The organism is Polyangiaceae bacterium (genome assembly GCA_020633235.1).
In the GTDB taxonomy this organism is placed as follows: Bacteria; Myxococcota_A; Polyangia; order Polyangiales; family Polyangiaceae; genus JACKEA01.
Window position 1 is genome coordinate 628,707 of the sequence record JACKEA010000002.1, and the last position, 17,829, is coordinate 646,535.

Consider the following 17,829-nt stretch of genomic DNA (forward strand, 5'->3'; position numbering starts at 1 on the left):
GGCCGCCCGCGGTTGGGTCCGAAGCACGCTCGCCTGGGTGATTCGTCTCTCCCAGGCGTTGGGCCTGACCGCAGTTCTCCTCGCCGCGCTGGTCGCCGGCGGCGTACTGCACGCCAACACACCGGCGGCGCGCCGCCTCACCGCCGCCCTGCTCACGCGCGAGCTATCGTCGGCGTTCTCCGGCACCATCACCGTGGGCGGCGTGGAGCACCTGAGCCCGTACGGCGTGATCGCCACGGATCTGCGAGTACAGGACCCGAACGGCGCCACGGTGCTGGTGCTGAGCGATCTCAAGATCAAGGTCGACGCCATCGAGCTCGCGGACAAGTACTTGTTCGGCGAGAGCAAGGTCACCCTGGTGGTGCGCCACGTGCGCGCGGAGCGCGCCGAGGTGTTCGTGATCCCCGACGCCAAGACCGGCATCCCCACCATCGCCGCGGCGTTCACGCCGGTCCCCTCCGCGCCGACGGCGCCCAGCACCCCCAGCGGCCCCAGTCGTTACATCCGAGCCTGGCTGCCGGAGGTGGAGATCGGCCGCGTGTACGCCCGCGGACGCGTGGCGGAGCTGCCCACCATGGAGGTGCAGCTCTCCAACGTGCGCGGCTCGGTGCTCGGAACGCCCAAGGGCGCCGCCATCGACGTGAAGCGCTACGGCATGGTGGTGCGCGGCCTGGGCGGGACGGACGCCACCGGTACGGGTGACATCCACATCCGCGCGCCGGGTGCGGTGTGGACCTCCTTCGACGGATTCTTCGGCAACCTCAGCGCGGGCGCGTTCCTGTACGTGAAGGGCGACGAGATCTCGGCGACGCTGGACCTGCCGCGGGCGAACCCCGAGGACGTCCGCGGCCTGTGGGTGGACTACCCCCTCAAGCAGCCGGTCACCGCGCACGTGGAGGCCTCCGGCGCGCTGCCCAACCTGCAGACCAGCTCCCGCTTCGAGATCGGCGATACCCGCATCGCCGCCAGCGGGCCGCTGCGCTTGTCCGGCAACGTCGGCGTGAACCTGGACGTGGAAGGCCGCAGCGTGGATCTGCGCGCGCTGTGGCCCAACCTGCCGAAGACCAAGGTGGACGTCGACTCGGCGATCTCCGTCTGGAACAAGAAGGGCCAAGTGGTGGTGGACGTGAACGGTACCACCGCCGCCACGCACATCGCCGGCTACGACGTGCCGGCGGTGGACGTGAACGGCACCTTCAACGAAAAGGGCTTCGAGGGCAAAGCCACCGCCCACGAAGAGGGCATGCCCCTCAAGGTGGACTTCACGGTGCACCCCGACGGCGCGGTGGACGTGGACGCCCACGCCCGGACCTTCGCCCTGCAGAAGGCACCACGGGTGCGCGAGCTCACCGGCGCCCGCGGCACGGTGGACATGCGCGTCAAGGCGCGCATCGAGAAGAACCAGCTGGACGCCAGCCTCACCGCGGACGTCAGCGGCCTCGACGTACAGGACGTGCACTTGGGCAAAGGCCAGGTCAGCGGCCACGCCAAGGGCCCCCTCACCCAGCCCGACAAGCTCAGCATCGATGCACGGCTCAGTGGGTCGCGGCTGGCCGCCAGCGGTTTGTCCTTCGATCGCGTGAAGGCCACGGCCCACGGCAACGTGCTCCGCCCCAAGGTCACCGCCGAGCTCACCGACAGCTACGGCCCCAACGTCAACGCCTCCGCCACGGTGGACGTGGGCAAGAAGTCGCCGCGGGTCGACAACCTGAAGCTGGAGGTCGAGCGCGAAGGCGCGGCGCTCAGCGGCAAGATCGCCCGGCTGGATCTCGGCAAGCAGGAGGTGTTCATCCAGGACCTCAAGCTGGCCGGTGCCGGCGGCAACCTGAGTGGCTCGGTGCTGGTACGTCCGGACCACGTGGAGGTGAAAGCCAAGGGCGAAGGGCTGGATCTGGATCGCATCGCCCGTGCCCTCGGCCTGCCGCGGGGCACCCTCGGCGGCAAGCTGGTGGTGGACGCCGACGTGGTCGCCACCAAGCGCGAGTCCCGCGGCCGCGTGATGCTGGCGTTGGGCAACGGATCCATCGCCTCCCTGAGCGGGATCTCGCTGCGCGTGAACGCGGATCTCGACGACCGCCACTTCCAGGGTTCGGCCTCGGCGCTGGTCCAGGACATCGGCGCCTTCGGTGCCGCCTGGGAGGCGGAGCTCGGCGGCCACGCCGTGGACGAGAAGAGCTGGCGCGAGATCACCGGCCTGGGCGAGATCCAGATGAACGAGATCGATCTCGCGTTGCTCACCTACCTGCTACCGCCCGAAGCCCACGTGGAAGAAGTCCGCGGCAAGGCCTTCGGCCGCTTGCGGGTGGAGCGCAGCGAGCCCGACGCCATCCCCAACGTGGGCGCGCTGGCCGGCACCAAGGACCTGGCCGTCACCGTGTCTCCGGGAGAGCCCGGCGAAGGTGAGCCGATCAAGATCGAAGGCATCGATCTGCAGGCCAGCACCGGCATCCTGGGAGAAACGGGAGACTCCAGCGCCACGCTGATCGCGACCGACGAGGGCGGGCAGTTGGCCATGGCCTCCGGTAGCGTGCACCTGGATCTGCCCGCCATCATCAAGGCGCCGAAGAAGATCCTCGATTTCTTGAAGAGCACACCCATCGTCGCCGTGCTCAGCGTGCCGGACCGCTCCCTCGCCGCGCTGCCGGAGTTCATCCGGCCCAAGGGCGTTTCGGGGACCGTGGGCGGCAAGATTTCCTTCAACGGCACACCCCTCGATCCTCGCCTGGGCACCACCGTGGACCTCACGGACCTGTCCAGCACCTCGAGTCGCCTGGCGCTGCCCGTCAGCATCCACGGCACCGGACAGTACGAGCCCAAGAGCGGCCGCTTCGCCGGCACCGCGGAGCTCAGCCAAGGTCGTTCGCGCGTCGCCTGGCTCCTGACCAAGGGCGAAGCGCCGTGGGGCAGCGGCTCCTGGAACGGTGGCGCGCAGCTCATCTTCGAGCGCACGCCGCTGGGCGTGATCCCGCCGTTGGCCGACAGCCACGTCGGCGGCACCCTCACCGGCACCCTCGCCATTCAGCGGCCCGCCGGCACCGTGCTCCCGTTGGCCACGGCCAACATCGACATCCACGACGCCAGCGTGGACATGGTGCCCGTGGGCAGCGGCAGCTTGTTCCTGCGCAGCGACGGCCACACCGCCACGGCCCGCGCCCGCATGGACAACCGCGGTGGCCACATCGAGGTGAACGCCGGCGGAGGCGTCCGCTGGTCGGGGCCGCTGCCGGATCTCGACACCAAGCGCCCCTTGCTGCTCGGGTTGGAGGCCAAGTCCTATAGCGCCGCGGTGCTCTCGCCGTTCCTCACGGACGTGTTCTCGCGCCTTGGCGGTCGCGTGGATGGCGACTTGAAGGCGACCCTCGTCGCCGAGGAGATCAAGGGCGAGGACGGCAAGCCCGACGTGCATTGGACCGGCAAGGTGCTCGGCTGGGCCAGCATGACCCGCGGCGTGATGCAGATCGCGCCCCTGGGCATGGACATCCGCGACATCAGCTTCCGCGCGGAAGCGCGGGACGCCGGACGCTTCACGGCCTTGGAGATCACCAACGTGCAGGGCAAGGCCCGCTCGGAGACGGACAACGTGAAGGCCGCCGCCACGCTGTATCTCGACGGCCTGCGCCTCGAGCGCGGCAACGGCTGGCTGCGCCTGGTAGACGTGCCGCTGCTGGTGCAGGGCGTGCCGCAGGCCAGCGCTCGGGGCCTCGCCACTCTCGAGCTCGAGCGCGAGAAGGACCGAATGGTGGTCACCGCCACCGTCCCCAGCTTGGAAGCGCGTCTGCCCCGGGCCTCCGCGCGCAGCGTGATCGAGCTGGGAGACAATCCCGCCATCGACGTGGAGCAGCCGCTGCGGGAGCCCACCGAGGAGCACGCCGGAGCGATCATGCCCTGGCACTTCGTCGTGAACCTCGGCAAGGACGTGAAGATCACCCGCAACGACATGAACATCCTGCTCACCGGCCAGCCGGTGGTGGATCTCGCGGACAAGGTGAAGGTCACCGGTTACGTGGAGCTGGAAGCCGGCGGGCGCATGCAGGCGCTGGGCAAGACCTTCGTGATCGAATCCGGCCGCGTGATGTTCGATACCGGCGAGCCCGCCGATCCCCACGTGAACGTCACCGCCAGCTGGCGCGCGCCGGACGGCAGCACCGTGTACGTCGACGTGCAGGGCACCCTGAAGGACGCGCGCCTCAAGCTGTCCAGCGATCCCGCGCGGCCGGAGCAAGAAGTGATGGCGCTGCTCTTGGGCGGCGGCGGCACCAGCTCGGAAGAGAGCAGCAGCTCCGGCGCGCGCGCCGCCGCCGGCGGCGTGGCAGCGGGTGGCCTCGCCACCGCACTCAACGCGTTGCTCTCTGACGCCCTCGTGGGACAGGTCGAGATCCGCACCGCAACGTACGAGAACACGTCGAGCTACACCGCCGCCGTGCGCATCAGCGACACCGTCTGGTTCGAAGGAACGTATCGCTCCACCGCCACGGACACGACGCAGACCACCGCCGGCGCGGATCGCGTGGACGTTTCCGGCACCGTGGATTGGCGCTTCCGCAAGAACTGGTCACTGCGCACGGAGATCGGCACCGTGGGCACCGGGTTGGATCTGCTCTGGCAGTATAGATACTGATCTTGGTTTGTCGGAACGCCGCGGAACCGCGCGGCGCGACGGGGCTCGCGCCGGACCGACAAGAAGAAGCCGCTATTCCAGGCGGCGGGCGCTGGCGCAGCCGACGTTCAAGGTCAGCTCGAACTTGCCTTCGGACCAGTACTTGTCGATGGCGTCCCGGATGTACTCCAGGGGCTTTTCCAGGTCGTGGCCCGGCAGGTAGCTCTTCACTTCCGGCAGCACCAACAAGCGGCTCACCGGATCTTCGATGAAGGCGCGGCCGCTGTCGAAGGCCAGCGCGGTCTGCCGGATCTCGACGTCCACGTCGTCGAGGCCCACGCTCTCGAGCTCCTCGGAGAGCGTCTCTATCGTGTGGCGCGCCGCGATGGACTCTTCCACCACGCGGCCGAGCTCGCCCTCGTCCTGCTTCAGCGCGTACTCCCGGAGCAGGTCCGCCACTTCCTGGAACGAACCGCGCAGGGGCAACGCCACCAGCGCCTGTCCTCCCGGGTACAGCAGCCGATGCATCTCACGGTACAGATCCAGGCGCGCCTCCGTGGAGCCCACCGGATGGAGGCACACGGTGTGCGAGAACGTCTGCGCTTCGAGCCCCGTGGGGAAGTCCGTCGCTTCCACGTACTCGATGGGAACTTCCCCCAGGGCAGCCGCCTTGTTGCGGGCCAGCTCCAGCGCCGCCGCGGAAGGATCCACGCCCACCACCGTGGAGCCCCCGTTGATCTCGTACAGCTGCTTGTCCGGATAGCCCGTGCGGCACCCGAGATGCGCGAAGCGAGCGCCTTCCCCCGCCAGCACCATCTCCAACAAGAGCTCGCCGAAGAAGGAGAGATAGCGCGGCACGACGAAGGTCTCCATGACGGCCGCGTCGGCCGGGGCGAGCAACTCCGTCGGTATCACACCACCCGAGCTATCAACCCGGAGCCTTGGAAGCAATCCCGACGTGGGCGCGTTATGATCCCGGCGTGGAGCCCCTGGTCAAAGCTGCGCTATTGGCGGCCTCGCTGTCCGCGGTGGTGCGGGCCGCGGAGGTGGGGCAGGCACCCCTCGGGCAGCCTCAGCTGCTGGTGGAAAGCGCCGCTGACGCCCAAAAAGGCCTGTCCGCGCAGTGCCCCGCGGACACCCTGCCGGACGGTCGGGTGTGCATTCCGGTGCCTCGGACCAGCTCCGGGGAGGCGCTGGTCGCCGAGCAGGCCGGGCACCGCGACAAGACCGGGCAGTGGCGCATCTACGATCAGATCCCACGGCGGCCGGATCGCCCGAAGAGCTACCGCGCGTACCGCTATCCCGTACCCCTCACGGAAGGGCAGGCCTTCGTGGCCAGCGGCTACGATCTGGATCGCCCGGATGCCGAGCAGCGCCGCGGCGAGAACCTCAAGGCCATCGGCCATGGCGGCATCGACATCGCGCAGAAGCGCGGCACCGAAGTGCGTCTGGTGAACCTCGAGCATCAGGTGGGGGACGCCGAGGTGCTGTTCGTCGGCGAGCTGTTCGGCAACTCCGTGGTCACGCGCCACGCCGTCCGTGAAGGGGGGCGTTTGCGGGACTATGTCGTCATCTACGGACACCTTGATGGACCCGCGCCCGGCATTGCGCGCGGAATGAACGCGCGCGAGGGCTCGCTGCTCGGGTTTGTCGGAGACTCGGGCGCACCCGGGGACGTGCATTTGCACCTCGAGGTGCGCCGTGTGCGGGACGGAGTGAATGCCGCAGATCTCAGCGCGAGGGGCATCACGCAAAACGCCAAGACGGTGGTGTGCGACCCGCGCAATGTGCTGCCGCTCGGCAAGAGCTGAATGTTGGGGCGGCGCGAAACCCGGCGCGGCGCGCGGCAGTCGCGGGTTGCGGGAGCGGGAGCGGATGCGGGAGCGGGAGCGGGAGCGGATGCGGGAGCGGGAGCGGGGGCGGACGTGGGGGCGGGGGCGGCGGAAATCTATCCGCCCTTCCATGTTCGTAGGACGAACATCGGCGCAGGGATGCGCGCTCATCCCCGCTTCCAGGTTCGCCTGGCGTGTCTGGCGAACATCGGAGCGGGGATAGATTCGGGCGGGGCGTGCAACGGCGGCGTTCCCTCCACTCGCCATCAAGCCCGCGCTTCGCGGGAGCCACATGTCTGCGCCTGCCATTTCTACTCGGCGCTCCCCCCACCCCGACACGCGAGCCCAATGTCCGCGGCAGCGCGCACGGTGGCGCGGAACCTCGGCGCTCAATGTCTGCGTCGTTTCCACGCACCGGCATTTGCACGTAGGCCTCGCTCGGGGGCCACATGTCCGCGTCGTTTCCGCGCGCCGGCATTTGCACGTAGGCCTCGCTCGGGGTGTCCGATCCTACCGGCGTGCTCGGCGGCCTCCAGGCCAAGCCGGCTTCGCCGGTGGCTGCTGACGCAGCCAGCCTGGACCCCGCCTGCGACTCGCCGGTGAGGGGTGGGACACCCCTCGCGCAGTGGGCGCGGACGGGCGAACGCGGAGAACTCGAATGCTCAGGATCTACTCGGACATGCTCGATTGGCTCGAAGATCTCGTGGAGCTCATCGCTCGAATCGAGAAGCACGACCCGGACTTGGCTCGCCAGCTTCGACGGGCGTCGCGCTCGGTCGTGCTCAATACCGCCGAAGGCATGGATGCGCGCGGCCGCAACAAGAGCGCCAAGTACACCATTGCGCTCTGCGAAATGCGCGAGAGCTACGCTGTGCTCGAGGTCAGCGTTCGGCTTCGCTACATCCCGCCCCTGGTCGCGCCCCTCGAAGACCGCTCGCAGAAGATCATCGGCACCTTGTATCGCCTCGCGCATTCACGAGCGCAGTAGGGCGCCGCGAAGGGGCGCAGCACTTGGTGCGCCCCTTCGCACCGTCGCGTGGCTACGGATTGGGGCCACACAGCACCGGTGTTGACGCGAGGTGAATGAACGAAAGTGCGCCAGCATCCACTTCGATGGGTTGGCAACTCTGCTGGTAGCAAATCTCCAGGGGGTCACACTGGATCTCGTACTGTGTTCCTTGAAGATCGCCCGTACAGCCCGTCTCGCCGATTGCCGAGATCATCATGGTGGCGCTCTCCAAGTTGGGATCCGAAGTGGCACACGTGTAGCTTGGAGGTGTGCAAACAGCACACGTCGTCGTCATCCCATCGGCAGCGTCGTCGGGACCGGCGTCTGACATTCCCCCATCCGGGGCCACACCGCGCTTTGAGTCAGACGACCCACAACCGAGGCCGGACGCCAGGAGCAGAAGGAGTCCGACCCTGATCAAGCCAAACCGTGGCCTCTTGTTCATGTGATTCCTTGAACGCATCTCTTGTGCCGTACTCGATGGCCGGCGAAGACTCTCCACGGCTGACGCCACAAATTGCGACGTAGCTCTTGGCGTGCGGGTGTCCACCTTCCGGCGCCGGACATGGGTCGACGAGGTCTACCCTCCCCCATGACACAATTTGGCTCACAGACGAGAGACTCGGCGCGCCAAATGTCCGCGGAGGCGGGAGCGGTTGCGGGAGCGGGTCCGGTTGCGGGAGCGGGTCTGGACGCGGGAGCGGGGCCGGTTGCGGGAGCGGGAGCGGACGCGGGTGCGGACGCGGGCGCCGGTCCGGACGCGGGTGCGCGGACGCGCGGGGTTGCGTCAGGGGACGAGTTTGTAGCCGTAGCCGTAGACGGTGAGGATGTGTTGCGGCTTTTCCGGGCGCTTCTCGAGCTTCTTGCGGAGCTTGACCACGTAGTTGTCGATGGTGCGGTTCGACGGGTTGGCGTCGACGCCCCACACCTTGTTCAGGATTTCCTCGCGGCTCACGGGTTGGCCCTGGCGCTCGTGCAGGAAGCGGAGGAGCTCGACCTCGTAGAAGCTCAGGGATTCCTCTTTCTCGCCGTCGCGCAGGAGCGTGTGGGAGCTCACGTTCACGCTGGCATTGCCCACGCGAAAGACCAGGGTCTCGCTCGGACGGTTGATGCGACGAAACAGCGCGCGAATGCGGGCGATGAGCTCACCGACGCTGAACGGCTTGGTGACGTAGTCGTCCGCTCCGGCGTCCAGGCCGCGGATCTTGTCGGCCTCCTGACTGCGGGCGGTGAGCATGATCACCGGCATGAAGGCGTCGAAACGCCGGAGCTCCTCGCACACCTGGTAGCCGTTCATGTCCGGCAGCATCAGATCGAGGAGCACCACGTTGGGGCGCTCATGGCGCGCCAACGTGACGCCCTCTTTGCCCGTCTTGGCGACGACCACGCGAAAGCCCTCGAACTCGAGCGCATCCGAGAGCCCGAGGACGATGTGGGGCTCGTCTTCGATGATCAGGATCGTCTTCGGGAGCTCCATGACCGCCCGGGCATCCTACCGAATGGCCCGGGCGGGTAAAGGCCGACCATCAAGTCGAGGTCACAGCGGTTTTCCGAGGCAAGCGATGAACACGGTGGAACCTGAAGCGGGCGTTTCATCGCCAACGAAACGCAGCTTGCGCGCGGGGTGGCAGTCCTTCACCAGCTCCGGGTTGCCGACCGCTACGGACGGATCCGCGTCGATGTAGCACCAGCCCACGGCATCCGCGGCGGGCACGAGGTCGTTCTCACACGACGCCTTGTTCGTCGCCTCCCCCAGCTCGCACATGCAGAACGAATCCGGCGTGCAGTCCGGTGCGCCTTCGAGGCCGCACTGTCCGGTCTGCTTCAACCGGCTGAGCACGGGCTTGACCAGCTTCGAATCCACGGCGCTTCGGTTCTGAGCGCCGTCACAGGAGCAGCCGCCGCCGGACTTCACTTCCACCACGGCGCACTGCGTCTCCGTCGTGCCGTCGTCGTTCTTGATGACGGTGATGGGACGGTTCACGCACTTGGAAGTGAGCTGCTTCTTCAGCTGCTCCACGATGGCCGATACCGCGGGCGTGTAGCCGTAGCTGGGCTTGCCCTGATCCGCGAGCTTGGACAGCTTCGGGCAGATGGACGCCACGATGGCGTTCTCCCCGATGCCCTTCAGTACCTCCAGCTGCCGGAGGCCCGGATATGCCTTGGCGAAGTACTGCATGCTCGAGTAGCCAGCGCCCGGGCCACTACCGGGCGCCTGACACAACGGATCGTTCTCGGTATACGAAGCTTTGGAGATGGCATCGTCCACGTCCTTGCAGTCGCACTTGTCCACGTCGCAATCCTGCGCGTCGGACAGCGGGAAGATGCAGGCGTACTGCAGATCGGACCCGTCGCTTACGCGGTCGTGACCGTTGATGGCGTCGGCTCCCTGCGCGGAGTCGGCACCGGGTACGCCGCTTCGAGCCTGTACGGACTCCACCATGTGCGGATCGCTGTTGGGTCCGGGCGTAATGCGACTCCAATCGATCTTTTCGGGGGTCAGGTACTCCAGGGTGTCCGCGTTCTGCGGATCGTTGCTCTCGGGCGTGGACACCAGCTGCCAGGGAACGCCCACGATGCCCGCGAGGTACACCAGATCCGGATCGCGCACCTTGCCGCCGGTGCGCAGCAGCGGATTCGGAACTTCGCGCCCCATGCGATCCGTGATTAGCGGCTGTGTCAGACCCTTCACGTAACGATCCACTGGGTACAGCCAGTCCACTCCGTAGCGCTGCTTCTGCTGCCAGCAGCGAAGGTTCGGGGGATCCTCCGTGTCGGAGTACTTGCCCTTCTTGCACTCGGCGTCGTCCGCCACCGGCGGGCAGCCCTCTACGTCACCGAGACCGCAGGTGTGGCAACACGGGCTGTCCGGATCCGTCGCGCACGCCGACGTGGCCCGGAACAAAGGGAGTTCCGAGGTCGCCAGGAACCCCTGCCCCTCCACGCCGGGTCCGCCATCGCGGATGGAGCAGTCGTTTTCATCGCTCAGCATGATCACTGCGACGAGGGAGTCCGGCCGTAAGAAGCTCTCGCGCTGCGCGAGCAGCGTCTTGTCGGCGCAGACACCACCGACGCACACCCCAGGATGACCTTGGCCGTCGTCGCAGTCTTGACCGTCCGCCGCGCAGCTGGGGAGCTGGATGGTGTTGTCCTGCACCCGCACCGAGACCGGCGGCTGCGGGTCGATCAGGAAGCGATACCACGACTCGAGGGACGCTTCGTACCCGCAGCCCTGCTCGCCGGCGGCAGTCACCCCCGCGGCAAAGTCGCTCACCAGCGTCGTCGCGTCTGCCGTCCCACCGGTGCCCCCAGGATTCCACCACAGAAAGCCGAGGCCGTCGCTGTCGGGCACGCCAGTGCGCACCGTGGGCATCAGGTGCGCGTGGTCGTCCTCCGTAGCGTTGGACGTGCAGTAGCTCCCGCCATGGGATCCCAAGCTGGAAGAGATCACGCCGATGTGGATGTCCTCCACCGGCTTGAACTCCGGCTCGCTCCCGTTCGGGCAGTTCGGCGCGGCGGTGCCCGGAATCAGCGCTTGGGTCTGCGAGTCCACGCACACCGGCGTGACCAAGCGGCGCACGAGCTCCGGCACGGCATCCGCCAAGATCTTCTGCTTGTCCGCCATGCTCTGGGAGTTATCCACCATGAACAAGAGGTCGATCTTGTCGACAGCGGTGCTCTTCACCTCGTCGATGCTGATGTTCGTTGTGTTGGGCGACGCGGGGGATACGGGGCGATCCAGGCAGCCGGACGACAGCGCGGCGACGATACCGACACTGGCGAGACCGGCGAGCCCAGCGCGCACTACACCCGTAGCGCGCGCCCCTCGCGGGGACGTGTGCTGCTTCATGATGACGGCTCCTTGATGGATGAATGGCCGGAGCGTCGCTGAGCGATCACGCGACGATGCGACATCGAGCAAACAGCAACGTCCGTGCCGGCCGCTTCTTCGCAGCACGGCGCCAAGCAGCACCAAAGAGCGCCAAGTGCGTTGTCGTCAGCGTCAACGCGGGAGGCACAAAACGAAAAAGGCGACACCGCTCGGTGCCGCCTTCTTCGTCGATCCTACTGGGGGATCAGCTACCCGCGTCGCCTGTGAGGATCTTGCCGAGGCAGGCGATGAACACCGTCGCTCCCGAAGCCGGCGTATCGTTGCCGACGAAGCGGAGCTGGCGGGGCGGGTTGCACTGGGAGACCAGTGCTGGATTGCCGATGCCGAGCTCGGCATCGATGTAACACCAGCCGATGCCCTGGGTGGCGCCGTCCGGGTCGTTCTCGCACGACTGCTTGTTCGAGGCCTCGTTGATCTCGCACTGGCAGAAGTTGACCGCATCGCAGGGGATGCCCGATGCGGAACCCGGGCCGCACTGGCCCAGAGCCGCGAGCTGCTTGAACACCGGGCTCACCAGCTTGGGATCCACCGGCCCACGGTTGGCGTTTCCGTCACAGTTGCAGGCACCGTTCTGGGTCGCCGACACCTCCACCACTGCGCACTGGGTCTCGGTCTCGCCGGTGTCAGGATTGACGTTCACCGCGATGGGTCGGTTCACGCACTTGACGTTCAGCGCTTCCTTCAGGCGTTCGATGATGGCGCCCACGGCTGGGTTGTAGCCATAGCTCGCCGCCGTCTTGTCGCTCGTGTTCTTTGGGCAGATGGAGGCCACGATCGAGTTTTCCCCGAAGTCGTGCAGCACCTCGAGCTGCCGCAACCCCGGATACGCCTTGGCCAAACGCTGGGTGTAGGAGTACCCGCCACCGGTGTCTTGGCAGAGCGGGTTGTTGAGGGCGTAGCCCGGATCACCACCCGTCTTGCAGTCGCAGCCGCCCGTGGCGCCCTGACAGTTGCGGGGCTGCTCCAGCGGGAAGATGCAGGCGTACTGCAGGTCGTCGTTGGCCGGCAGCCACTCGTGGCCGCTGTACGGATCGGCTCCTGGTGCGGAATTCGGATCTGGCAAATTCGCACGCGGAACGACGGACTCGATCATGTGGGGATCACCGGGAGGGCCGTAGCCGGACACGCCGGGCCCCGGGCTGCCGCTGTGGATGATCTTGGACCAGTCGATGTCGCCCGCGTTGAGGTAGTTGAGCGTGTTCGGGTCGCTCTGGCTCGCCGCGTCGGAAATCAGCTGCCAGGGCACGCCCACGATGCCTGCGAGGAAGATCAGGCTGGGATCGCGGGAGGTACCGCTGGAGTTGGCGAACAGCGGGTTCGGCACTTCCTGCCCCGTGCGGTTGAAGATCCGCTGCTGAGTCAGGCCGTCGATGTAGCGCTTGATCGGGTACAGCCAGTCCACACCAAAGCGGCGCTTCTGCTCCCAGCAGCGCAAATTGGGGGTGTCCTCGGTGTTCTGGTCGTAAGCGCCCTTCTGGCACTCAACATCCTGATCCGTGGGCGTGCACCCCTGCGGCGCGAGCTGACCGCAACTGAAGCAGCACGGGTCATCCGGGTTCGAATTGCAGGCGCTGGTGGCCCGGGGAACGGGGCTGCCGCTGGTGGACACCAGCCAGGCCTGGCCATCGTCCCGGATGGAGCAGTCGTTCTCGTCGCTCAGCATGATGACGGCGACCAACGAGTCTCCCCGCAGGAAGTTCTGGCGCTGCTCGAGCAGGGTCTTGTCCGCGCAGATGCCGCCAGTGCAGATACCGGGTTGCCCGTTACCGGGATCGCAATCCTGACCTTCGGCGGCGGGATCGCAGGTAGACACAGTCGTGAGCCCGGTGGTGGGGTCCTTCGCCACCGCGCCAGGGGGCTGGGGATCCACCAGGAAGCGGTACCAGGACTCGAGGGATGCCTCGTAGCCGCAGCCCTGCTCGCCCGGCCCCTTCACGTTGGCCGAAAAGTCGTTGAACAGTGCGCTGTCGTTGTTCTGGCCCGGAGGGTTACCCTTGCCATCCGGATCCCACCACAGGAAGCCGAGACCGTTGTAGCTCGGGATGCCGCCACGCACCGAGGCGATCAGTCGTGCCCGGTCGTTCTGACCCTCGGCACCGCCCTCGCACACGTCGCCGCCGTGGCCACCCAAGCTGGACGAGATCACGCCGATGTGGATGTCCCGGATCGGCTTGAACTCGGGCTCGGAGCCTCCCGGGCAGTCCGGCGTGGCGTACTGGCCGGTGGGCGTGGTGTGGTCCGTGGCGTCCACGCAAATCGGCGTCACCAAGCGCTTGGCCAGCTCCGGCACCGCGTCCGCAAGGATGGCCTGCTTGTCGGCCATCGAGATGGAGTTGTCGATCATGAACAAGAGGTCGATCTTGTCCACGCTCTGCTGGCGGATCTGGTCGACGAACACGTTGGTGGTGTTCGGCGAGGCCGGCGACACGGGCCGATCCAGGCAGCCGGTGGCCAGGCCTGAGATGGCCGCCACGGCGGTGAGGCCAGCCAATCCCGCACGCACCAGACGCGCGGAGATCGACCGATTCCCGGGCGAACGCTTCAGCTTCATTACGACGACTCCTTGGGTGGCGCTAAGGCCGGGACCGGCTCCAGCGCCGGTCCGGTAATCGAACAGTGGAGGCGACCCCTGCCGGCCGCCCCGGACGCCGGTCCCAGAAACCGGCGGTAGGAGCGTAAGTGCCCGGGACGATTGCTGTCAATCGCGCCGTGCGCTGCCCTTTGAGCCGCCCGAAAGCCATGCATCCGTAGAAAGGTCGAGCAAACCTCGTGCCCCACCCAATGCGCGGAAATCGGCCCCATCTCACCCGCGAGCGCCAACTTCGTTGTCCATCGGCCGCCGGGGTCGGCAACCACTATGGCTTTTGGAAGTGCTCCCGCAGTGCTTGGAGCTGCCGCTTGCCCACGCCGGGCACGGCCAAGATGTCCGCGTCGCTCGCCGTGCGGATCGCGCCCAGGGAGCCCAGGTGCTTGAGCAGCGCCTGCCGCGTCTTGGGGCCGATGCCATGGATGCGATCGAGCTCCGACTCGAAGCGTCGCTTCTTGCCGACCTTCTTGCGCCCGCGGTTACTGAAGCGATGGGCCTCGTCCCGGGCTCGAGCCAGGAGGAACAGCTCGGGGCTGTTGGGCCGGAGCGGGATCGGGTTCTTCTGTCCCGGTAGGTACACGCGGTCCACGAGCTTCTCTCCCAGGGGCGACTCCTTCTCCTTGGCCAAGCCCACCACCGCTAGGTCGTGCAGACCGAGATCCCGCGCGGCGGTCAGCGCCACCGCCAGCTGCCCGCGGCCGCCGTCCACCACGAACAGATCCGGCAGCTCCCACTCGCCGGTTTGCTCCTCGCCCTCTGCCGCGGCACGGCCCCGCGCAAAGCGTCGCCCGAGCACCTCCGCCATCGCGCCGTAGTCGTCGCCATCGGCGACGGACTTCACCTTGTACGTGCGATAGCGCTTCTTGTCGGGCACGCCGTTGTCGAGAGCCACCACCGCGCCGACGGTGTCGCTGCCGCCCAGGTGCGAGATGTCGCAACACTCGATACGCCGCGGCAGCGTGGGCAGACGCAGCCGCGTCTGGAGCTTCGCCAGCCGCTCGTCGATGTCGTCGGCGGCGCGCCGCTTCTCCTCGAACGCGTGGCGCGCGTTGTCCATCGCCAGGTCGAGCAGCTTCTTGCGGCTGCCCCGCGCGGGCGCCACCAGCTCCACCCGTTTCGTGCGCGGGCGCCGCTCCGCCAGCCACTCCGCGACGCCCTCCGCGCCCTCGGGCAGGAGCGGCACGATGATCTCGTCGGGCACCAGCTCCGCGCTGCCCTCGCCGCCGTAGTGCTCGCGCAAGAACGTCGCCACGATCTCGTCGTCCGGCAGCTCCACCCGCGCGTGCGAGAAGCTCGCGGTATCGATCACGCGCCCCGCGCGCACGTACAGCACGCTGAGCTCCACCAGATCTCCCTCGCGGTACATGCCCAGCACGTCCTGGTCGCGATCCGTGACCACCACCACGCGCTGCGCCTCGCGCACCAGCTCCACCGCCCGGAGCTGATCGCGATAGATCGCCGCCAGCTCGTACTCCATCTGCTCGCTGGCCTGCCGCATGCGCTCTTTCAGCTCTTTGCTGAGCTCGTCGTGACGTCCGTCCAAGAACAGCGTCACCGCCCGCACTTGCTGGCCGTAGTGCTCGCGATCCACCTCGTACACGCAGGGCGCCGGGCAGCGCTTGATCTGAAACTGCAGGCATGCGCGTCGCCGCCCCGACAGCTCGCGGTCGGAGCAGGTGCGGAGCTGAAAGTGCTTTTCCACCAGGTGCAGCGTGCGCCGCGCCGCCGTCGCCGAGTGATACGGGCCGAAGTAGCGCGCGCCGTCCTTCTCCGGTCGCCGCACCAGCTCGAGGCGCGGCCACTCGTGCTCCAAGGAGAGCTTGAGGGTCAGGTACTCCTTGTCGTCGCGGAGCTTGACGTTGTAGCGCGGCCGTCGCTCCTTGATCAGGCTGTTCTCGAGGATGGCCGCTTCCTTCTCCGTGGCCGTGACCACGGTTTCCAGATCCGCCACCTGCCGCCGGAGCAACGGGATGAAGCCGCGGTCGTCGCTGGAGCCGTCCTGGAAGTAGCTCCGCACCCGCGAGCGCAGGCTCTTGGCCTTGCCGATGTACAGCGGCTCCCCCGCAGAGTCGCGGAACACGTAGCAGCCGGGCCGCGCCGGCAGCGCGTCGAGCTTTTCTCGGACCGCGTCGGGGACTGACATGAGACGGCGCCGAGCCTACCACCGACGTCCGGGCCCTGCTTTTTCCGCGGCGTACCGACATGCCCTGTCAGGAGCGGTTCATTTGGGTGTTGGCTCGGCGCGGAAGCTCGAGGGTTGGACGGCTCACGGCGCTGGTGATACGTCGAGCCCCCGTGAGCCCGTCGCGATTCTTCCAGAGCTCGGCTCGGCGCGGCGCCGCCATGGTCGTCGTGGCGGTGCTGGGCGGCTTGGGCATCGGCTACGTGCTGGTGCCCAAGAGCGAGACGCCGAGCGTGGAAAAGGAGCCGCCCCCGGAGGTACGGCTGCTCGGCACGCCGCTACCCTTGGGCGACGATGCTCCCCAACGCGCCCTCGAGCGCGTGCGCCATTTCGTCGCGGGCACCCTCTCGCTGGAGCTGCCCGGCGGCGAGAAGAAGTCGGTGCGCTTCGGGCAGCTCGGGGCGGAGATCGACAAGGTGCGGCTCGCGCAGCTGGTGCGCGACGCGAAGGACCCGACCAGCCCGCTCCGGCGCGCGCACCGCGGCAAGACCGAGCCCATCGACCTGCCGGTGCCGGTGGTGATCAGCGCGAAGGACGCGTTGCCGGCGCTGTTGGTGCTGAAGGACGGCCTGGATCGCGCGCCCGTGGACGCGCGGTTGGACCTGGAAAAGCGGCGGCTGGTGCCGGAAACGCTGGGGCAACTGCTGGACGTGGACGCGACCTTGGGCTCGATCCAGGCGGCGGTGAGCCGCGGGGATCACACCGCGCGGCTGGTGTTCGAGCTGTCGAAGCCGAAGCGCGTGGCGGCGCAGCTTTCGGGCGTGAAGTTCGACGCGGTGCTGGGCTCCTTCGAGACGCCCTACAACCGCGCGTCGCGCTACGCGGCGCGCACCTTCAACCTGCGGCTCGCGGCGTCCAAGCTCGACGGCACGGTGCTGTTGCCCGGCGAGGTGTTCGACTTCAACGAAGTCGTGGGCCCGCGCGACGAAGCCAACGGCTACAAGGTGGCGCCGGTGATCGCCGAGGGCGAGCTGGTAGATGGCATCGGCGGCGGCACTTGTCAGATCTCCGGTACGCTGCACGGCGCGGCGTTCTTCTCGGGGCTCGACGTGGTCGAGCGCTACCCACACACGCGGCCGAGCTCGTACATCAAGATGGGGCTCGACGCGACGGTGGTGTACCCCACCATCAACTTCCGTCTGAAGAACCCCTTCGACTTCCCGGTGGTGCTGCACGAGACGGTGAAGAACGGCGTGGTGCGCGCGGAAATTCTGGGACCCGAGCGCACGCGCACGGTCACGCTGATCCGGCGCATCGACGCGGCCATTCCCTACGAACAGGTGGAGCGGCAAGACAAGAACCTGCCGAGCGGCATGCGCGTGCTGTCCCAGCACGGCGTGCCGGGCTTCAAGCTGCACCGCTATCGCATCGTACGGGACGGCGAGCACGCGGTGCGTGAGCGCTGGAACGACCTGTACCCGCCGACGACTCAGATCGTGCGGGTGGGTACCGGGGACATGCCGCGCGACAGCGTGAGCGCGCACGACGACGGACATCCGGAGTACGTGGCCGACGAGCTCTTGGTGCTGACGCAGGGCGTGGACGCCGAAAAAGGCGGCGAAAGCGACAGCGGCAAGGAGTTTTCCGAGTGGCGCGAGCCGGGGAAGTTCGGCAAGCGCGGCTGGACGGAAGACGCGGGCATGCCGGTGTGGAAGGGCGACGGCGACGGCGCGGGCGACGACGGCGACAAGAAGAAGAAAAAGAAGACCAAGGGCTGAGCTCCCGGGGTA

Annotated in this window: 10 protein-coding genes; 4 read left to right on the forward strand and 6 right to left on the reverse strand. The window is 67.6% G+C overall.

Going from position 1 to position 17,829, the window contains the following annotated elements:
- The first annotated feature begins 37 nt into the window (after positions 1-37).
- Complete coding sequence (locus H6717_13295; GenBank protein MCB9577992.1) at positions 38-4,618, forward strand: translocation/assembly module TamB domain-containing protein; 4,581 nt, start codon at positions 38-40, stop codon at positions 4,616-4,618.
- 72 nt (positions 4,619-4,690) lie between these two features.
- Here H6717_13295 and H6717_13300 read toward each other — a convergent pair whose 3' ends face one another.
- Positions 4,691-5,470, reverse strand: coding sequence for a class I SAM-dependent methyltransferase (locus H6717_13300; GenBank protein ID MCB9577993.1), 780 nt, complete (start codon positions 5,468-5,470; stop codon positions 4,691-4,693).
- 107 nt (positions 5,471-5,577) lie between these two features.
- On the opposite strand from H6717_13300, the gene H6717_13305 reads away from it, so the two are divergent.
- Entirely contained in the window at positions 5,578-6,408 is an 831-nt protein-coding gene (locus H6717_13305; GenBank protein ID MCB9577994.1) for a M23 family metallopeptidase, read from the forward strand.
- A 679-nt stretch (positions 6,409-7,087) separates the two neighbouring features.
- Positions 7,088-7,417, forward strand: coding sequence for a four helix bundle protein (locus tag H6717_13310; GenBank protein ID MCB9577995.1), 330 nt, complete (start codon positions 7,088-7,090; stop codon positions 7,415-7,417).
- Positions 7,418-7,469: 52 nt separating this feature from the next.
- On the opposite strand, the gene H6717_13315 is transcribed toward H6717_13310, so the two are convergent.
- The 5 genes from H6717_13315 to uvrC form a co-directional block, all read right to left on the reverse strand.
- Positions 7,470-7,655 (reverse strand): hypothetical protein, encoded by a 186-nt coding sequence (locus H6717_13315; GenBank protein ID MCB9577996.1) that lies wholly within the window; start codon positions 7,653-7,655, stop codon positions 7,470-7,472.
- A 570-nt stretch (positions 7,656-8,225) separates the two neighbouring features.
- Positions 8,226-8,915, reverse strand: a complete 690-nt coding sequence (locus H6717_13320; GenBank protein ID MCB9577997.1) for a response regulator transcription factor — start codon at positions 8,913-8,915, stop codon at positions 8,226-8,228.
- Positions 8,916-8,975: 60 nt separating this feature from the next.
- On the reverse strand, positions 8,976-11,288 hold the full coding sequence (locus H6717_13325; GenBank protein ID MCB9577998.1) for a hypothetical protein: 2,313 nt from the start codon (positions 11,286-11,288) through the stop codon (positions 8,976-8,978).
- 226 nt (positions 11,289-11,514) lie between these two features.
- Positions 11,515-13,881 (reverse strand): hypothetical protein, encoded by a 2,367-nt coding sequence (locus H6717_13330; GenBank protein MCB9577999.1) that lies wholly within the window; start codon positions 13,879-13,881, stop codon positions 11,515-11,517.
- A 304-nt stretch (positions 13,882-14,185) separates the two neighbouring features.
- Positions 14,186-16,060 carry an excinuclease ABC subunit UvrC gene (uvrC, locus tag H6717_13335; protein ID MCB9578000.1) on the reverse strand — a complete coding sequence of 625 codons (1,875 nt, stop codon included), beginning with the start codon at positions 16,058-16,060 and terminating at the stop codon, positions 14,186-14,188.
- Between the two features lie 152 nt (positions 16,061-16,212).
- On the opposite strand from uvrC, the gene H6717_13340 reads away from it, so the two are divergent.
- Positions 16,213-17,817, forward strand: coding sequence for a VanW family protein (locus tag H6717_13340; protein MCB9578001.1), 1,605 nt, complete (start codon positions 16,213-16,215; stop codon positions 17,815-17,817).
- Positions 17,818-17,829 lie beyond the last annotated feature (12 nt).